At 44.4% G+C, this 15,766-nt stretch carries 17 protein-coding genes and 3 other annotated features; of the genes, 12 read left to right on the top strand and 5 right to left on the bottom strand.

Going from position 1 to position 15,766, the window contains the following annotated elements; genetic code table 11:
• The first annotated feature begins 143 nt into the window (after positions 1-143).
• The 6 genes from LWH95_RS14710 (at position 144) to LWH95_RS14680 (ending at position 7,262) form a co-directional block, all read left to right on the top strand.
• Complete coding sequence (locus tag LWH95_RS14710) at positions 144-1,445, top strand: HD domain-containing protein (RefSeq protein WP_003235936.1); 1,302 nt, start codon at positions 144-146, stop codon at positions 1,443-1,445.
• A gap of 35 nt (positions 1,446-1,480) precedes the next feature.
• Positions 1,481-1,981 (top strand): YwgA family protein, encoded by a 501-nt coding sequence (locus LWH95_RS14705; protein WP_003222046.1) that lies wholly within the window; start codon positions 1,481-1,483, stop codon positions 1,979-1,981.
• Between the two features lie 111 nt (positions 1,982-2,092).
• On the top strand, positions 2,093-2,566 hold the full coding sequence (locus LWH95_RS14700) for an Rrf2 family transcriptional regulator (protein ID WP_032731692.1): 474 nt from the start codon (positions 2,093-2,095) through the stop codon (positions 2,564-2,566).
• Positions 2,563-3,969 (top strand): MFS transporter, encoded by a 1,407-nt coding sequence (locus LWH95_RS14695; RefSeq protein WP_232919876.1) that lies wholly within the window; start codon positions 2,563-2,565, stop codon positions 3,967-3,969. The genes LWH95_RS14700 and LWH95_RS14695 overlap by 4 nt, the downstream gene beginning before the upstream one ends.
• A gap of 46 nt (positions 3,970-4,015) precedes the next feature.
• Positions 4,016-4,244: a binding site (T-box leader), on the top strand.
• 33 nt (positions 4,245-4,277) lie between these two features.
• Positions 4,278-4,500 (top strand) — a binding site (T-box leader).
• A 31-nt stretch (positions 4,501-4,531) separates the two neighbouring features.
• Positions 4,532-4,754, top strand: a binding site (T-box leader).
• Positions 4,755-4,806: 52 nt separating this feature from the next.
• Positions 4,807-6,723: a threonine--tRNA ligase gene (gene thrS / locus LWH95_RS14685; protein ID WP_232919875.1), complete on the top strand. Its 1,917-nt coding sequence runs from the start codon at positions 4,807-4,809 to the stop codon at positions 6,721-6,723.
• Between the two features lie 119 nt (positions 6,724-6,842).
• On the top strand, positions 6,843-7,262 hold the full coding sequence (locus tag LWH95_RS14680) for a MarR family transcriptional regulator (RefSeq protein ID WP_060399745.1): 420 nt from the start codon (positions 6,843-6,845) through the stop codon (positions 7,260-7,262).
• A 42-nt stretch (positions 7,263-7,304) separates the two neighbouring features.
• On the opposite strand, the gene LWH95_RS14675 is transcribed toward LWH95_RS14680, so the two are convergent.
• Entirely contained in the window at positions 7,305-7,493 is a 189-nt protein-coding gene (locus LWH95_RS14675) for a 2-hydroxymuconate tautomerase (RefSeq protein ID WP_040081512.1), read from the bottom strand.
• Between the two features lie 108 nt (positions 7,494-7,601).
• Here LWH95_RS14675 and LWH95_RS14670 point away from each other — a divergent pair, with 108 nt between their 5' ends.
• From LWH95_RS14670 to LWH95_RS14660, 3 genes are all read left to right on the top strand, one after another.
• Entirely contained in the window at positions 7,602-8,261 is a 660-nt protein-coding gene (locus LWH95_RS14670) for a site-2 protease family protein (protein WP_003235922.1), read from the top strand.
• 12 nt (positions 8,262-8,273) lie between these two features.
• Positions 8,274-8,792, top strand: coding sequence for a YwhD family protein (locus tag LWH95_RS14665; protein ID WP_232919874.1), 519 nt, complete (start codon positions 8,274-8,276; stop codon positions 8,790-8,792).
• Positions 8,793-8,928: 136 nt separating this feature from the next.
• Positions 8,929-9,366: a hypothetical protein gene (locus tag LWH95_RS14660; protein ID WP_232919873.1), complete on the top strand. Its 438-nt coding sequence runs from the start codon at positions 8,929-8,931 to the stop codon at positions 9,364-9,366.
• Positions 9,367-9,393: 27 nt separating this feature from the next.
• On the opposite strand, the gene LWH95_RS14655 is transcribed toward LWH95_RS14660, so the two are convergent.
• Positions 9,394-11,472 carry a transglycosylase domain-containing protein gene (locus LWH95_RS14655; protein WP_232919872.1) on the bottom strand — a complete coding sequence of 693 codons (2,079 nt, stop codon included), beginning with the start codon at positions 11,470-11,472 and terminating at the stop codon, positions 9,394-9,396.
• A 201-nt stretch (positions 11,473-11,673) separates the two neighbouring features.
• Here LWH95_RS14655 and speE point away from each other — a divergent pair, with 201 nt between their 5' ends.
• The 3 genes from speE to LWH95_RS14640 all read left to right on the top strand — a co-directional run bounded on the left by speE (position 11,674) and on the right by LWH95_RS14640 (position 13,826).
• On the top strand, positions 11,674-12,504 hold the full coding sequence (gene speE, locus LWH95_RS14650) for a spermidine synthase (RefSeq protein ID WP_003235914.1): 831 nt from the start codon (positions 11,674-11,676) through the stop codon (positions 12,502-12,504).
• 60 nt (positions 12,505-12,564) lie between these two features.
• Positions 12,565-13,437 carry an agmatinase gene (speB, locus tag LWH95_RS14645; RefSeq protein WP_003235913.1) on the top strand — a complete coding sequence of 291 codons (873 nt, stop codon included), beginning with the start codon at positions 12,565-12,567 and terminating at the stop codon, positions 13,435-13,437.
• A 170-nt stretch (positions 13,438-13,607) separates the two neighbouring features.
• Positions 13,608-13,826, top strand: coding sequence for a helix-turn-helix transcriptional regulator (locus LWH95_RS14640; RefSeq protein ID WP_232919871.1), 219 nt, complete (start codon positions 13,608-13,610; stop codon positions 13,824-13,826).
• A 735-nt stretch (positions 13,827-14,561) separates the two neighbouring features.
• Here the strand turns inward: LWH95_RS14640 and LWH95_RS14635 are convergent.
• From LWH95_RS14635 to LWH95_RS14625, 3 genes are all read right to left on the bottom strand, one after another.
• Positions 14,562-15,074, bottom strand: coding sequence for a stage II sporulation protein M (locus tag LWH95_RS14635; RefSeq protein WP_232919870.1), 513 nt, complete (start codon positions 15,072-15,074; stop codon positions 14,562-14,564).
• Between the two features lie 43 nt (positions 15,075-15,117).
• A complete protein-coding gene (locus LWH95_RS14630; protein ID WP_039075164.1) occupies positions 15,118-15,399 on the bottom strand; it encodes a hypothetical protein in 282 nt (93 codons plus the stop codon).
• Between the two features lie 187 nt (positions 15,400-15,586).
• Positions 15,587-15,766 (bottom strand): DUF4177 domain-containing protein (locus LWH95_RS14625; protein WP_232919869.1); only part of this gene is annotated, 180 nt, incomplete at its 5' end.

Here is a 15,766-nt window from a genome sequence, read left to right as displayed (position 1 = left end):
CCTCGGCCCTCAGGTCAGGCTTTTTTGCTTCACATCATGTGTTTTTCGTAAAGATGGAACAAATCGCCGGGCAAATTCAAGGATGTTTTCAAAGAATAGAGTCGATATAATAGAAACACGGCTAAAAAAAAGAGGGAATGACGATGGCGTATCCAAATGGAAAATTATCAGAAGAAAAAGTGTTTAAAGATCCGGTGCATCGCTATGTTCATGTACGGGACAAGCTGATATGGGATTTGATCGGAACCCGCGAATTTCAGCGTCTCCGCAGAATTAAGCAGCTCGGCACGACGTATTTGACGTTCCATGGCGCTGAGCACAGCCGGTTCAACCATTCTCTCGGTGTCTATGAAATTGTCAGGAGAATGGTTGATGACGTCTTTAAAGGCCGCCATGAATGGGATGACAGTGAGCGCGAACTCTGTTTGGCCGCGGCGCTGCTTCATGATCTCGGGCACGGGCCGTTCTCGCATTCATTTGAAAAAGTCTTTCACCTTGACCACGAAGATTTTACAAGAGATATCATTTTGGGGGACACAGAGGTCAATCAGGTGCTCAGAAAGGTGAGCCCGCGTTTCCCGCAGGATGTTGCTGAAGTCATTGCCAAAACATATAAAAACAAGCAAGTGGTCAGCCTGATTTCGAGTCAGATTGACGCAGACCGCATGGATTACCTGCAGCGCGACGCTTATTATACGGGCGTCAGCTACGGCCATTTTGATATGGAGCGGATCCTTCGGGTGATGCGCCCGCGCGAGGATCAGATCGTCATTAAAGAAAGCGGGATGCATGCTGTCGAAGACTACATCATGAGCCGCTACCAAATGTACTGGCAGGTATATTTCCATCCTGTGACAAGAAGCGCAGAGGTTATTTTAACGAAGATTCTTCACAGGGCGAAGCAGCTGCACGATGAAGGCTATGTGTTCACTCACGCTCCGGTTCATTTCTATTCTATTTTTGAAGGGAAATTGACGCTGGAGGATTATTTGAAGCTGGATGAATCTATTATTTTGTATTACTTCCAGGCCTGGGAGGATGAAGAAGATGCGATTTTATCCGATTTGTGCCGCAGATTCATTAACCGCCAGCTGTTCCAATACGTTGAATTCAATCCGAACGAAGAAATGTCGGCATATTTTGAGCTGACTTCATTGTTCAAAGAGGCGGGAATCGATCCGAGCTATTATTTGGTCGTCGATTCTTCTTCAGATCTGCCATACGATTTTTACCGTCCGGGAGAGGAAGAGGAGCGTCTGCCGATCCATCTCTTGACGCAAAACGGCCAAATTAAAGAGCTGTCCAGACAGTCGGCTATTGTGGAATCCATTTCCGGAAAACGGCGGACGGACCACAAGTTGTACTATCCGAAGGACCTGATTTGTGACGGCTCTGAACATCCGGAAGCGAAAATGAAAATCCGGCAGCTGCTGGGACTGACATAGAAATTGGAAAGAAGGAAAAAGGAGATGTCGGGAATTTGTTGAAAGAACATGCAAAACTGATGAAGGTGTTCTCGGATTCTGGAGAAATCATCGGGCGGAAGAAGCTGCAGAAAATGATTTATATCGCTAAAAAAATGCAGTTTCCTTTCTATGAGAAATATGATTTTCACTTTTACGGACCGTATTCAGAGGAACTGACGCTCCAGATTGAAGAGCTGTGCAACCTTGGATTTCTGCATGAGGTGAAGGAAAAAAAGGGCGGCTACTTTCAATACCGTTATTCACTGACTGAGACAGGCTCCGCGTTTTTAGACCATGCTGATCTGGATATGCCGGATATCAAAGGTTATATCGACAGTGTAAACAGCCGTTCATCGCGGTTTTTAGAGCTGGTTTCCACGATCCTTTACTTTGACGGGCTTGAGGCTGAGGAAAAGAAAGAAAAAGTCTTTACAATCAAAAGCAAGCAAAAATATACAAATGAAGAATATGACGAAGCGCTTCAATACATAGAAGAACTGAAGCAGATTTGTTAACCATACCAAGCAAAAGAAATGATCCGTTTCTTTTGCTTTTTTTGTTGACAAAAGTTGCTAAGGGATCTATTGTGGATATTAGTTATCCATAATAGATCAGGAGTGAATATGATGAAAATGAAATCAGGGATGGAGCAGGCGGTATCTGTCCTGCTGTTATTGTCACGGCTGCCCGTACAGTCTTCTTTAACGTCAGAGGCAATCAGCCAGCGTTTGCGCGTCTCTCCGTCTTATTTGAAGAAGCTGATGAGAACATTGGTTCAGGCCGGTTTGGCAGAATCCATACCGGGGACGAAGGGCGGTTTTACCCTTACGAAGCCTTTGACGGACATTACGCTCTATGATGTTTATCAAGCGGTTGAAGGCAGAGGTTCGATGTATCAGGGGAAAGGCCTGCTGCAATCCGTATTCGAGGGTGAAAGTAACTGTGTGCTGGAGACAGTCATGGGGGAAATCGAGGATAAATGGGCCAATCTCATGAGAGAAGAATCCTTGCAGCATGTCATGGACAGAGTCGGGGAATTGTATGATCTTGAAAAAATAGATGATTGGGTAAACCAGCAATTGAAAGGGCAATTGCAATGAAAAATAGCGGGCCGTTACAAAAATCAGAATCATCAGGAATATCCGTGCTGATCGTGCTCGCTCTCGGTTTTCTCATGGCTACTCTTGATGTAACCGTTGTGAATGTGGCAATGGCAGATATGAAAAACGCTCTTTCGATGTCACTTTCAGGTGTGACATGGGTTGTGGACGGGTACATCCTTACGTTTGCTTCGCTTCTGCTGGCAGGCGGAGCCTTGGCTGACCGTTTCGGCTCGAAGGCGATATATATACTGGGCTTGGCCGTTTTTGTCCTGGCCTCCTGCCTTTGTGCGGTATCGATTAATGGCCAGATGCTGATTGCCGGACGTCTCATACAGGGAATTGGCGCGGCTTTGTTTATGCCGAGCTCACTCAGCCTTTTGGCGGCCTCTTACCCTGATGAGCGGGTGCGGGCGAAAATGTTTGGGCTGTGGGCTGCCCTTGTGTCCGCCGCTTCTGGCCTTGGGCCCTTTATCGGCGGTGTGCTGGTACAAGCAGCAGGCTGGCAGAGTATTTTTCTGATCAACGTGCCTTTAGGGGCGGTTGCGCTCATTTCAGCTTACCGAATACTCGACCGCGTGTCGGGAAAAAGCAGGCACGTGAATATCACAGGGCACCTGCTTGGAGTGGCGGCTCTCGGGTTTCTTTCTTTTGCATTGATACAGGGGCCTTCAGCAGGCTGGCGCTCGCCCGTAATTCTCGGTGTATTCGCGGCGGCGCTTTTGGCATTTGTGTTGTTTTTGCTGCGGGAAATCTCTGCGAAAACATCGATTCTGCCGGTGTCCTTATATAAAAACGGCCGTTTTTCAGCTGCTCAGTTTGTCGGTTTTCTGCTGAATTTTGCCCTTTTCGGCGGCATGTTTATGCTGAGTCTTTTTTTGCAGGAAGCAAGAGGCGCAAGCTCCTTTATGGCTGGAGTTGAGCTGCTGCCGATGATGGCGGTCTTCGTGATCGGCAATCTGCTGTTTGCCCGTCTGGCGGATCGGTTCGAAGCAGGGCAGCTTATGTTTGTGTCAATGGCGGTCAGCTGTATCATTGCATTGCTGTTATTTGTGCTGGTTTCACCGAACTTTCCTTATTGGCAGCTGGCTGTTTTGATGTCTGTCATGAACCTTGGCACCGGCATTACAGTTCCTGCCATGACAACTGTAATCATGCAGGCTGCCGGGCAAAAGCATGCGAATATCGCCGGCGCAGCCTTGAATGCCAACCGGCAAATCGGAGCATTGGTCGGCGTAGCGGTATCCGGGGTGATTATTCATCTGTCTGCCACTTGGTATGCCGGTGCCGGGTTTACGTTTTTGATGATGGGAGCGGCGTACAGCCTTGCCGCATTGCTTGTATGGCTGTTTCTGGCTGCCCATAACGGGACTGCCGCGTCAGAAAAAAATGTAAATCACTGATTGCGCTTTGTGGGAATATATAGTAAGATATAAAAAATTATTGAAACAACAGGCACTGATAAGGACACGAGATGCTTTTTACGGTTTCCAGAGAGGGAAGGACAGCTGAGATCTTCCTAACGCAGGGAAAGCAGCTTACCGCCTTTGAGCCGTATCGGGGAAATCAAGTATCTGATACCGTCATGCTGCGTTACAGCACCTTAAAGCCGATACACCATGTGTGTTGATCGGGAATTTGGGTGGAACCACGGATAATAAACACATTCGTCCCTTTTAGAGGGATGGGTGTGTTTTTTTATATGAACTAAATACATGCGAAGAAAAGGACATGAATGATATTTACGGTTTTCAGAGAGGGAAGAAAAGGTGAGAGCTTCCCAGCTTAGGAATGTCGTTTACCGCCTTGGAGCAGCATTGGGGAACTGAAGTATCCAATGCCGTCTATGCTGCGTTACAGCACCGAGCCGATAAACATAGCGTTTGTCGGGAATTTGGGTGGAACCACGGGTTAATCACACACTCGTCCCTTTTAGAGGGATGGGTGTGTTTTTTTATGAATTGAATACATGCGAAGAAAAGGACATGAATGATATTTACGGTTTTCAGAGAGGGAAGGAAAGGTGAGAGCTTCCCAGCTTAGGAATATCATTTACCGCCTTGGAGCAGCATTGGGGAACTGAAGTATCCAATGCCGTCTATGCTGCGTTACAGCACCGAGCCGATAAACATAGTGTTTGTCGGGAACTTGGGTGGAACCACGGGTAAATCACACACTCGTCCCTTTCAGCGGGACGGGTGTGTTTTTTTATATACAACAATTGATAAGGAGTGTTTAAAATGAGTAAACATGTACACATTCAGCTTCCGGACGGACAGATCAAGGAATATCCGAAAGGCGTCACTATTAAAGAAGCGGCTGGTTCTATCAGTTCCAGTCTGCAAAAGAAGGCGGCTGCGGGCCAGGTCAACGGCAAGCTTGTTGATCTCAGCTTCAAGCTGGAGGAGGATGCTGAGCTTTCGATTGTCACACTTGATTCCCAAGAAGGCTTGCAGGTGCTTCGCCACACATCAGCGCACGTGCTGGCTCAAGCGGTGAAACGGCTGTACGGCGACGTGTCATTGGGGATAGGTCCAGTGATTGAAGACGGCTTCTACTATGACATGAAGCTGGAGCAAAGCTTAACATCAGGAGACTTAAAGGCCATCGAAAAAGAAATGAAGAACATTATAAATGAGAACCTTGAAATCAAACGAAATGAGGTTTCTTACGAAGAGGCTGAAGAACTGTTTGCCAAAAAAGGCGAGCCGTTTAAGCTGGAGATTTTGAAGGATATTCCGCGGGGGGAGGACATTACGCTGTATCAGCAGGGAGAATTCGTTGACCTGTGCCGCGGGCCTCATCTTCCTTCTACAGGAATGATCAAGGCGTTCAAATTGACAAGAGTATCGGGCGCTTATTGGCGCGGAGACAGCGAAAATGAAGTTCTTCAACGGGTGTACGGGGTTGCGTTTCAAAAGAAAAAAGATCTCGATGCGCATCTGCATATGCTGGAAGAAGCGGCAAAACGAGACCACCGCAAGCTTGGCAAACAATTAGAGCTGTTTATGTTTTCTGAAGAAGCGCCGGGGATGCCATTTTATTTGCCAAAAGGGCAGATTGTCCGCAATGAGCTGGAACGCTTCTCGCGTGAGCTGCAAACCAATGCCGGCTATGATGAGGTGCGTACGCCGTTTATGATGAATCAGCGGTTATGGGAGCAGTCAGGCCACTGGGATCATTATCGGGACAATATGTATTTTTCAGAAGTCGATGATACAAGATTCGCAATGAAGCCGATGAATTGCCCGGGCCACATGCTCATCTTTAAAAACAGCTTGTATTCTTATCGGGATCTGCCGATTCGCATGGCGGAATTCGGCCAGGTGCATCGCCACGAATACAGCGGTGCTTTAAACGGAATGCTTCGCGTCCGGACGTTCTGTCAGGATGACGCCCATATCTTTGTTCGGGAGGATCAGATTGAGAGTGAGATCAAAGAAGCGATTGGGCTAATTGATGAGGTATATCGTACATTTGGCTTCGAATATTCGGTCGAACTCTCGACTCGCCCGGAGGATTCATTAGGCGATGACAGCTTTTGGGAAGCGTCGGAACGTGCCTTAGCACACGTCCTTGAAGAGCTCGGCCTGCCTTATGAGGTTAATGAAGGCGATGGGGCGTTTTACGGGCCGAAGATTGATTTTCACATAAAAGATGCCCTGAAACGGAGCCACCAATGCGCGACAATTCAGCTTGATTTTCAAATGCCGGAAAAATTTGATTTAACATATATCAATGAACACAATGAAAAGGTTCGTCCTGTTGTCATACACAGAGCGGTATTCGGCTCGATCGACCGTTTCTTCGGCATTTTGATCGAGCATTTCGGCGGGGCATTCCCAGTCTGGCTTGCACCGATCCAGGTTCAAATCCTACCGGTTTCGCACGTTCACTTGGACTATTGCAGAAAGGTGCAGGAAGAGCTGAAGCAGCTGGGGATAAGAGCAGGCATTGATGAGCGCAATGAGAAGCTGGGCTACAAAATCAGAGAGTCGCAGGTGCAGAAAGTCCCGTACGTGCTGGTGCTTGGAGATCATGAAGAGCAGGAAGGTGCGGTAAACGTCCGCCAATTCGGACATCAGCAGAATGAACACGTTCCTTTTCAGACGTTTAAAGAAAAACTTGTCAAACAGGTGAAAAATCGAAGTATCTAGGAGAAAAGCTGTAAATTCTCATTTTGCTTTTTTGACTTTCCCTATCCGGAATCAGTAAAATAATAAGTAAATCATATCGTTCGTATGTTATGAATGCATCTCGAAATGGGGAAATCTACATGGACCATGACAAACTGGAAGCAAATTTGCTGGATCACGCACTTACAAAATATTTGAAAAGCACGAAGCAATTAGATGAAGCCACCGTTCCGAAACACGTAAATAATGTAAGAGGATTTATTCTGCGGATCATATACAGGCATGGGAGCTGCACCATAAAGGATATTCTGAAGGAGGTCACACTGTCTCCCTCTGCTACGACCACTGCTCTTAATCATTTAGAGCAGGAGGGATTCATTGAGAGATCCAGAAATAATAATGACCGCCGCACTGTATGGATTACGCTTTCTGAATCGGGCAGGGCAGCGGCTGAGCAAATGATCGAAAACCGCCAGGGACTGATTGACGGCATGTTTGAACGTTTGACAGCCGAAGAGAAAAAGGCGTTATTAGCGATTATTGCGAAGCTGACCCAATAAGGATGGAAAAAGCCGGTGCGCGAAGCGCCGGCTTTATAGAGATTATTCCATATCGCTCAGGCGTTTGCCTGCGACGGCATAATGGTCTTTTTTCATTTCTTCTATAAATACAACAATTTTTTCTTCAGAAGCACCGGTTGTTTCCTTTACGGCTTCTGTTACTTTCTCGACAAGATTGCGTTTTTGCTCGTCTGTACGGCCTTCGAGCATTTTGACGGTTACGTATGGCATGGGTGCTGAATCCTCCTTTATTTCGTTTCCTCTCTTTAGAAAAAGAGGTTTCTTATAGTATACTGAATAAAGTAAATTCTTGCATTTTTAGAAAGAGGGATATCTCACTTGGACCGTTTTTTATATTATCCGTTATCGTTAATGCCATACCTCGTCATCACGTTAATTGTGTCGTTTACCATACACGAGCTTGCCCATGCCTATGTCGCGTACAAATTCGGTGACGATACAGCGAAAAGAGAAGGAAGGCTGACGCTGAATCCCATTAAACACCTTGATCCGTTCGGAACCATTTTGATTCTGGTGGCCGGATTCGGATGGGCGCGCCCTATTCCTGTCAATCGCCGCTTCTTTAAGAAACCTCGGCTTGCCGGCGTGCTCGTATCCATCGCCGGGCCCGTCAGTAACCTGATTCTTGCGTTTGTCGGTTTCTTTTTGTTAGTGTTGATGCATGCATACGGAATGGAGATGCTTGCGGCGTTCAGCACGGGGCTGGATCAGTTTTTTTCCATTTGGATACAGCTGAATCTTGTCTTGTTTTTATTTAATCTGCTGCCGCTTCCTCCGCTCGATGGCTATCGTATTATTGAAGATCTCGTTCCGCCAGGGGTGCGTGCCAAGATGACGCAGGCGGAGAGCTACGGCTTTATCGTCTTTTTGGTTCTGTTTGTGACACCGCTCGGATCTTACGTGCTTTGGCCGCTGCTAAATGCCGGAAGAGATCGGATTTTACAGCTGTTTTCAGCGATATTTCAACCGCTTTTGTAGGAGGTAGAACTCATGGAAGAAAAAAAGAAAAAATCAATCGGGTTTAATATTATCAAAAGTGATCCGACAGATGGACACGGCGGTTTCGGTGTAGGGGCGCTAAGCCTCGATAACATTTCTCCCGTATTCGTCGATGTAGAGGAAAAAGAAGCGTTCGTTGACATCGGCGCCATGCACGCCCGCAGCACCGTTGAAAAAGGAATTAAATTTCTGCCGAATAAAGAAGAAGTTCCAAACGGAAAACCGTACTGGCTTGTGTGGGTAACGATTGACAGAAAAGAAGAGGGGCCATATTACGCTGGTGTGACGGCCTGTGAAATGACGGTCGACAGAAGCATCAGAAGAGGCTACAAGTCGCTGCCTGAGCATGTGAATCTGATGGATAAATCCATGAAGCGGAAAATTATCATCGATAAAATGGACGACAGCTCGAAGCGTGTACTAGGCGAGTTTCTGAAAAAACATGATCACGGCCTATGGGACCGATCCTCAGATGAATTAAAAACAGGCCTGCTTCCCGAAGACAATTAATTTGTGAACTTTCTGTGAACTTTTAGAATATTTGAACTATTTTTCGTAAACATTGAGTAAACTGGTGATACAGAAATAGGACATGGAAAATCCCGAGCCGAAACAAGACTCGGGGTTTTTCATTTTTTAGGGAGATATGATCTACGAAACCATTCGAGTCGGTGACTGGGTGATTAAAGCTGACGTGGAAGAAACGAGAAAGCAGTATGAGAAAGAAATAGAGGATATGTGTGAATGCGGTAACTGTCTGAACTACTATGAGGCAGTGAATGAACTGCCGGTTGAAAAATCTCATGTCTTAGAAGGTTTAGGTCTCATTCCGTCCAAATGTACAGATATTAATTATCATGGGATTAAAGATAATCTGCACTTGTATATAGCCAGTTATTTTATAGTAGGCCGTATTGTAGAAGGAAAACAAGAATTGAACCCGGAAAGGATTGATTTGTCGTGGCATATTTCATTTTCAGAGCCTCGGCACCAAATTTACATTCCTAAGGGTTTCCCAAAACCAATTATTCAGCTCGATTGTGTTACGCTTCTTCCGTGGGTAATTGACGAACCATACGAATAACCCGGCCTCCAAGGAGCCGGGTTATTTTTAATGATTCCGCCCCAGCCATTTGTCCCACCACTTTTTTGGGGAAGCGGGCTTCTCTTTGACTGGATAACGGTCTTTTGTTTGTTTTGCGGGTTCTTCTGCCCCGTAGCATACGTTTGATGGCTCAGTGCCTTTCACAAAATATGTGTAATGCTTGGCTGCGCATCCGGGGCCGGATGTGTAGCCTGTTTCTGGATCAATGTACACGCCGGTTACGCCTTTTGGCGGTTTGAACGCAGTTTCCGGTTCTCCTTTGAGCGCATCCTCCATGAAGTCAGCCCAAATCGTTTTTGCATAGCTTTTTTCTTCGACCGAGTCGATGGTGCTGTTTTTGTCATAGCCTGTCCAAACCCCTGCGGCCAGCTTCGGATTGAAGCCGATCATCCAGCTGTCTGCGCTTGTGGTTCCTGATTTTCCCGCATATGTTCTTGTCAGGCGGTTGGCGATCGTCCGTCCGGTTACCGACGTATAGCCGTTTAAATCCGTATCAAACATGCCTGTCATCATACTCGCCGTGACAAAAGCGGCTTTTTCATCGAGCACCTGTTTATGCTTGCTCGGGTTTTCGTACAGCACATGTCCCGTCGCGTCCGTAACTCTTGAAATAAAAGTCGGTTCGATTTTCTTCCCGCCATTTGCGAGCATGGCGTAGGCGTTGACCATCTCAATCGGACGTACGGGTTCGGTGCCGAGCGCAAGGGAAGGCAGTGCTTGAAGACGCGCAGTGATGCCGAATTCCTTTGCCGATTGTACAAGCTTATTCATTCCGAGAAAGAGATGTGTTTTCACAGCGTAAATGTTGTCGGAAAGCGCCAGCGCCTGCAGAAGCGTAATCGGCTTGTTGGCGTAGTATCCGTTATAGTTGCTTGGAGAATAGGTTTCTCCCCTTGCATCAATTTGAAACTCGGTTTCTTCGCTTTTCATCAAGGTGACTGGCGTAAATCCGCTCTGGATCGCTTTATAGTACAGTAACGGTTTGATCGTCGAAGCAGGCTGGCGCTTCGCCTGTGTCGTCCGGTCAAACGGGCTTTTTTGATAATCCCTGCCGCCGACAAGGGCGAGAACGTTTCCTGTGCGGGGATCAATGGCTGAAAACCCGACTTGAATGTCAGAGCCGGCGTTAACGGTTTCGGTAATGGTCTCCTCAGCGATGCGCTGCATCCGTTTATCTACCGTTGTATAGACGTTTAACCCGCTCGTTTCAATTTGCTCCCGCGTCATGCCGAGCTTTTTCTCCAGCTCTCTCATCGCATTGTCATAGAAATATGGGGCCTTTCTCTTGGAAACTTGTTTATTCAAAGGCTGATAGGAAAGCGGTTCTTTGATCAGTTCATTCGCTTTCTTATGGCCGATCATCTGCTGCTTTTCCATCATCCGCACAATCGTTTTCTGGCGCTCCTTTGCCTTTGTTTCATTGACATATGGCGAGTAGCCGGAAGGGCCTTTCGGGATTCCCGCCAATAACGCAGCCTCCGCATCCGTCAGGTTTTTTGCATGCTTCCCGAAATACAGGCGGGAAGCAGCTTCAATGCCGTATGCGCCGTGTCCGTAATAAATTGTATTTAAATAGCCTTCTAATATCTCGTCCTTAGAATAGTTTTGTTCCAGGCGGATCGTGTAGAACGCCTCATTCCATTTTCGTTTCCACGTTTTGTCGTGTTCAAGGTATAAGTTTCTCGCATATTGCTGGGTGATGGTGCTTGCGCCCTGAACCTTGGCAAATGCTTTCAGATCTGCAAGCGCCGCGCCGGCCATGCGTTTATAATCAAAGCCGTGGTGATCGTAGAAATTTTGGTCTTCAATCGCCACTGTCGCTTTTACAATTGTCGGATTCATGTCCTTTAAGGGGACCCAATAGCGCTTTTCGCCGTAGTTCGTTTCCCCGAGCTTTGAGCCGTCACTGGCATACAAAATCGTGGATTGCGGCACTTGCACCGAGGGAGCGCCCTGGTATTTGGCTATCAAAATGACAGTCATAAACACAGCAGCTGCCGCCAACGCCGCAAAAGCCCCTAAAAAGATGAAGGCGCGAACGGTTTTCAGCGTCAGTCTCAGCCGTTTATTTGTCATTGCATCCACAACGGGTTCCCCCTTTTTTTATGTTTCTACTATTATGAGAAAAAAAGATCGTTTTTAAACATCTCAGAACAGGACGCATCTTTACTTTTTCCCCGCCATCCTCTATACTTTTTCCTTAGGTGAAAATGAGATTTCAACCGAGAATAAAAGCTGATAAGACGCTTACAATAAATGAATACAGCCTTGAAAGGGAGATGACAATTGAGCGAACTTTGGTACACAGAGAAGCAGACGAAAAACTTTGGCATTACAATGAAGGTTAATAAAACGTTACATACAGAACAAACGGAGTTTCAGCATTTAGAAATGGTGGAAACAGAAGAGTTCGGCAATATGCTATTTTTGGACGGCATGGTCATGACATCTGAAAAAGACGAATTCGTTTATCACGAAATGGTGGCGCATGTCCCATTGTTTACACACCCAAATCCGGAGCACGTTCTTGTTGTCGGCGGCGGTGACGGCGGCGTCATCAGAGAAATCCTGAAGCATCCAAGCGTGAAAAAAGCGACACTTGTTGATATTGACGGCAAGGTCATCGAATACTCTAAAAAGTTTCTTCCTTCTATCGCAGGCAAACTGGATGATCCGCGCGTTGACGTTCAGGTGGATGACGGATTTATGCACATTGCGAAATCTGAAAATCAATACGACGTAATTATGGTAGATTCAACTGAACCTGTCGGACCAGCTGTAAACCTGTTTACAAAAGGATTCTACGCAGGAATCGCGAAGGCGCTGAAAGAAGACGGCATTTTCGTCGCTCAAACGGACAACCCATGGTTTACGCCTGAATTAATCACAAATGTACAGCGCGACGTGAAGGAAATCTTCCCGATTACGAAGCTGTATACGGCGAACATTCCGACATACCCAAGCGGTTTGTGGACATTTACAATCGGCTCGAAAAAATATGATCCGCTTGCAGTGGAAGACAGCCGTTTCTTCGATATTGATACGAAATATTACACAAAAGATATTCATAAAGCGGCGTTTGTTCTGCCGAAATTTGTGAGTGACCTGATTAAATAATGATTGTATGGCGCAGGAGCGAATCTTGCGCTTTTTTACAGGAAAGCGAGGGTATTATAGATGAGATTTGATGAAGCTTATTCAGGAAAAGTATTTATCGCGAGCCGTCCCGAGTGGGAAGGGGCGGACGCCATCCTTTACGGCATGCCGATGGACTGGACGGTCAGCTATCGTCCGGGCTCACGCTTTGGCCCGAGCAGAATCCGCGAGGTGTCAATCGGCCTTGAAGAATACAGCCCGTATTTAGACCGTGATCTGGCCGACCTGAACTTCTTTGACGCCGGCGACATTCCGCTGCCGTTCGGAAATCCGCAGAGAAGCCTTGATATGATTGAGGAGTATGTGGACAGCATTTTAGAAAAAGGGAAGTTCCCGATGGGAATGGGCGGAGAGCATCTTGTGACATGGCCTGTCATTAAAGCGATGCACAAGAAATATCCCGACCTTGCGATTATCCATTTTGACGCGCATACAGATCTTCGCGTTGATTATGAGGGAGAACCGCTTTCTCACTCCACACCGATCCGCAAAGCGGCAGAATTGATCGGACCGCAAAATGTATATTCATTCGGAATCCGTTCCGGCATGAAAGAAGAGTTTGATTGGGCGAAGGAAAACGGCATGCACATCTCCAAATTTGAAGTGCTTGAACCGCTGAAAGAAGTGCTTCCGAAGCTGGCGGGACGTCCGGTATATGTCACTATCGACATTGACGTATTAGACCCTGCACACGCACCAGGAACAGGAACGGTTGACGCCGGCGGCATCACGTCTAAAGAACTGCTTGCATCCGTCCATGAAATCGCGCGTTCAGAGGTAAACGTGAAGGGCGCTGATTTAGTGGAAGTCGCACCGGTATATGACCACTCAGAACAAACGGCAAACACAGCCAGCAAAATCATCCGTGAAATGCTGCTTGGGTTTGTGAAATAGATAGAAGATTCCCCGCTTGAAACATGGCGGGGTATTTTTATATTGTATATAAAATACTTAGAAGCTAGTAAAAGCAACACGTTTATTTTATCATTAATAATCGATATTATTGATAAAATTTATATAATAGGGTATTATTTAGTAAATACTTCTTTAGAAAGGAAGATAGAATGAAAACAGCAGTTATAGAAAATGAATTGGAATTAAAAAAGATTGAAATTTCAGTAATCGAAATGATAATTGCTGAAAAACCTAATAAAGAGATTGCTAAGACACTAAACTACTCGCAGCGTAATGTTGAATACATAATAGCTGATATTTGTAAAAAGTGGAATGTAAGTACTAGAGTCGGTATTGTTTCGGAAGCATATAAAAGAAATTGTATATAGTGAAATTATAGAAAAACCCCTTTTTAAAAAAGTCATCTGTAGAAAAAGGGGTTTTTGTTCTGTTTTAGTTGAATATTGGTTGCTCTTCTTAAGAATCAGCACCATATATTGATGAGTTAGTCATTATAAAAAACGACTGTCGACAAAGTCGACAGCCTGAAACCCCTATTGAGGGGGTTTATTTATATATGCTAAAAAAACATTCTATACAGGAATGCCGTAAAAATAAAAACTGAGATTGTTAGGTAGTTCATATTTGTTCGCCATTTTAGAAGTATAAATAAAAGAATTAAATATGTAATGTTGAACAAATCAAGTATAGAAAAAATCAAATGATTACTTGTGAAAAATAAACTAGTATTTGGATGTTCTGCGAACATATTTTTGAATGATATAAGAAAAAACTTAATTGCGACTGGGATGTTAGAAAACATAAATAGGGAATAAAAGGTTTTGATCTTAATTTGAGCACCAAGAAAATTTATAATGAGAAATAATACAAACCCTTCAAAAATCACCCCGAACATTAAAAGAAACAGAGCGGCTATTGCAATGATATAATCTAAATGTTTTATCTGATCAACAACTTGTATAGATATATTTTTGGGAATTAAACTTTTCATAAAAGGTAATAGAGAACTTAAATAAAAAGCTAACCCAATAATATAAAATAAAAATGAGGGTAAAAACTTAATGTTTCGTTCCTTAAATGAAGATAATTCAATTTGCATAATCCTAAGAGGCTCCTTTTATAAAGATAGGTGTAATAAATGTTTCTAACATAGCTGCTATAATTAAACCGAGAAATATAATGGCAATGTATTTAAAAGTAAATTTCAAATTTATTTTGAGGAGTAATAAATCCAAAGTTAATTTCATTCCTACAGAGGCTGCCAGAAGCAATACCGGTACTTCAATTATTCCATGGGGTATAACAAGCAGTAAAAGGTTTAAATTGTCTTTAATATTCCCTATGGCATTTCCTAAAATTAACCCATTAATAATTAAAACAGCAATTGTGCCAAGTGACAGCGTCAGCGGTCCTAAAAAAACAAGCAGAGTAGCTACTTTAATGTTATTAAGGAAAATCCCAATAAAATTCGGACGGATATTTCGATTTAGGTTATTTACATTTGAAACGGGATCTGTATAAAAATATGCTGTGAACAAAGCAATTAAAAATAAGATCAGACATAGCATATACAATTTGACTAAAATGTTCTTTTTAAACAAAGTATTTTCACCCATTCGTTCGAAGGACTGCCAGGGATATTGAATTTAATGTTTTATATTAGGCCGCTGCGGTACTTGCTCCAGCCAATTGTTCTAAAACGGCTAATGGCAAACCTGCTCCAAGAGATCCTAAAACAGTTATGATTGCCAGAACTGAACCAGTTGCGGTGATAGCACTGACAATCCAACTAGGAGCTATTATTCCAGCTCTGTTTAAAATATCGATAACATCCATACTTAAATTATTATGTTTCATACTGAAAAGAGCGAGAACAATTATTCCTGATGCTACTAATGTAAAAATTGCTTTACTATTTTGTGTTTTTAAAAGTAGATTCATTTTTTCCTCCAATTTTTTCAATATCCCCAGCAAGTTAAATAATAAAATATATTGGAATCTATTTGAATTGCGGATTTCCGAAAAATAATATTTAGGAGGTGAAATCTGCTAAGATATTTACCTGGCTTATCTCAGTACAGTTAAAGCCGGGTCATATATATGACCCGGCTTTAACTGTACTGAAACATTATACTTTTTTTTCAAGAATAATATCAAAATAATCGGCTGCTCCGTAACCTGAAATAGCAGGAGCAAAAATTTGGACTAGTTTCCACCCTTGCTGCGAATATTTTTCAATAATATCTTTATAGTCTTCTTTAGGCTTTCCTTTCCATCGGTTTACTTCTACTTTTATGAACTTATATTC

The organism is Bacillus sp. G16 (assembly GCF_021282335.1).
GTDB classification, from domain to species: Bacteria; Bacillota; Bacilli; order Bacillales; family Bacillaceae; genus Bacillus; species Bacillus inaquosorum.
The sequence above is the reverse complement of the archived record's forward strand: the minus strand, read 5'-3'. Positions and strand labels throughout refer to the sequence as shown.

Bases quoted from the DNA above. Each gene is read 5' to 3' on its own strand.
- LWH95_RS14710 (WP_003235936.1), top strand. From the start codon at position 144: ATGGCGTATCCAAATGGAAAATTATCAGAAGAAAAAGTGTTTAAAGAT.
- LWH95_RS14700 (WP_032731692.1), top strand. From the start codon at position 2,093: ATGAAAATGAAATCAGGGATGGAGCAGGCGGTATCTGTCCTGCTGTTA.
- LWH95_RS14695 (WP_232919876.1), top strand. From the start codon at position 2,563: ATGAAAAATAGCGGGCCGTTACAAAAATCAGAATCATCAGGAATATCC.
- thrS (WP_232919875.1), top strand. From the start codon at position 4,807: ATGAGTAAACATGTACACATTCAGCTTCCGGACGGACAGATCAAGGAA.
- LWH95_RS14680 (WP_060399745.1), top strand. From the start codon at position 6,843: ATGGACCATGACAAACTGGAAGCAAATTTGCTGGATCACGCACTTACA.
- LWH95_RS14675 (WP_040081512.1), bottom strand. From the start codon at position 7,493: ATGCCATACGTAACCGTCAAAATGCTCGAAGGCCGTACAGACGAGCAA.
- LWH95_RS14665 (WP_232919874.1), top strand. From the start codon at position 8,274: ATGGAAGAAAAAAAGAAAAAATCAATCGGGTTTAATATTATCAAAAGT.
- LWH95_RS14660 (WP_232919873.1), top strand. From the start codon at position 8,929: ATGATCTACGAAACCATTCGAGTCGGTGACTGGGTGATTAAAGCTGAC.
- speB (WP_003235913.1), top strand. From the start codon at position 12,565: ATGAGATTTGATGAAGCTTATTCAGGAAAAGTATTTATCGCGAGCCGT.
- LWH95_RS14640 (WP_232919871.1), top strand. From the start codon at position 13,608: ATGAAAACAGCAGTTATAGAAAATGAATTGGAATTAAAAAAGATTGAA.
- LWH95_RS14635 (WP_232919870.1), bottom strand. From the start codon at position 15,074: ATGGGTGAAAATACTTTGTTTAAAAAGAACATTTTAGTCAAATTGTAT.
- LWH95_RS14630 (WP_039075164.1), bottom strand. From the start codon at position 15,399: ATGAATCTACTTTTAAAAACACAAAATAGTAAAGCAATTTTTACATTA.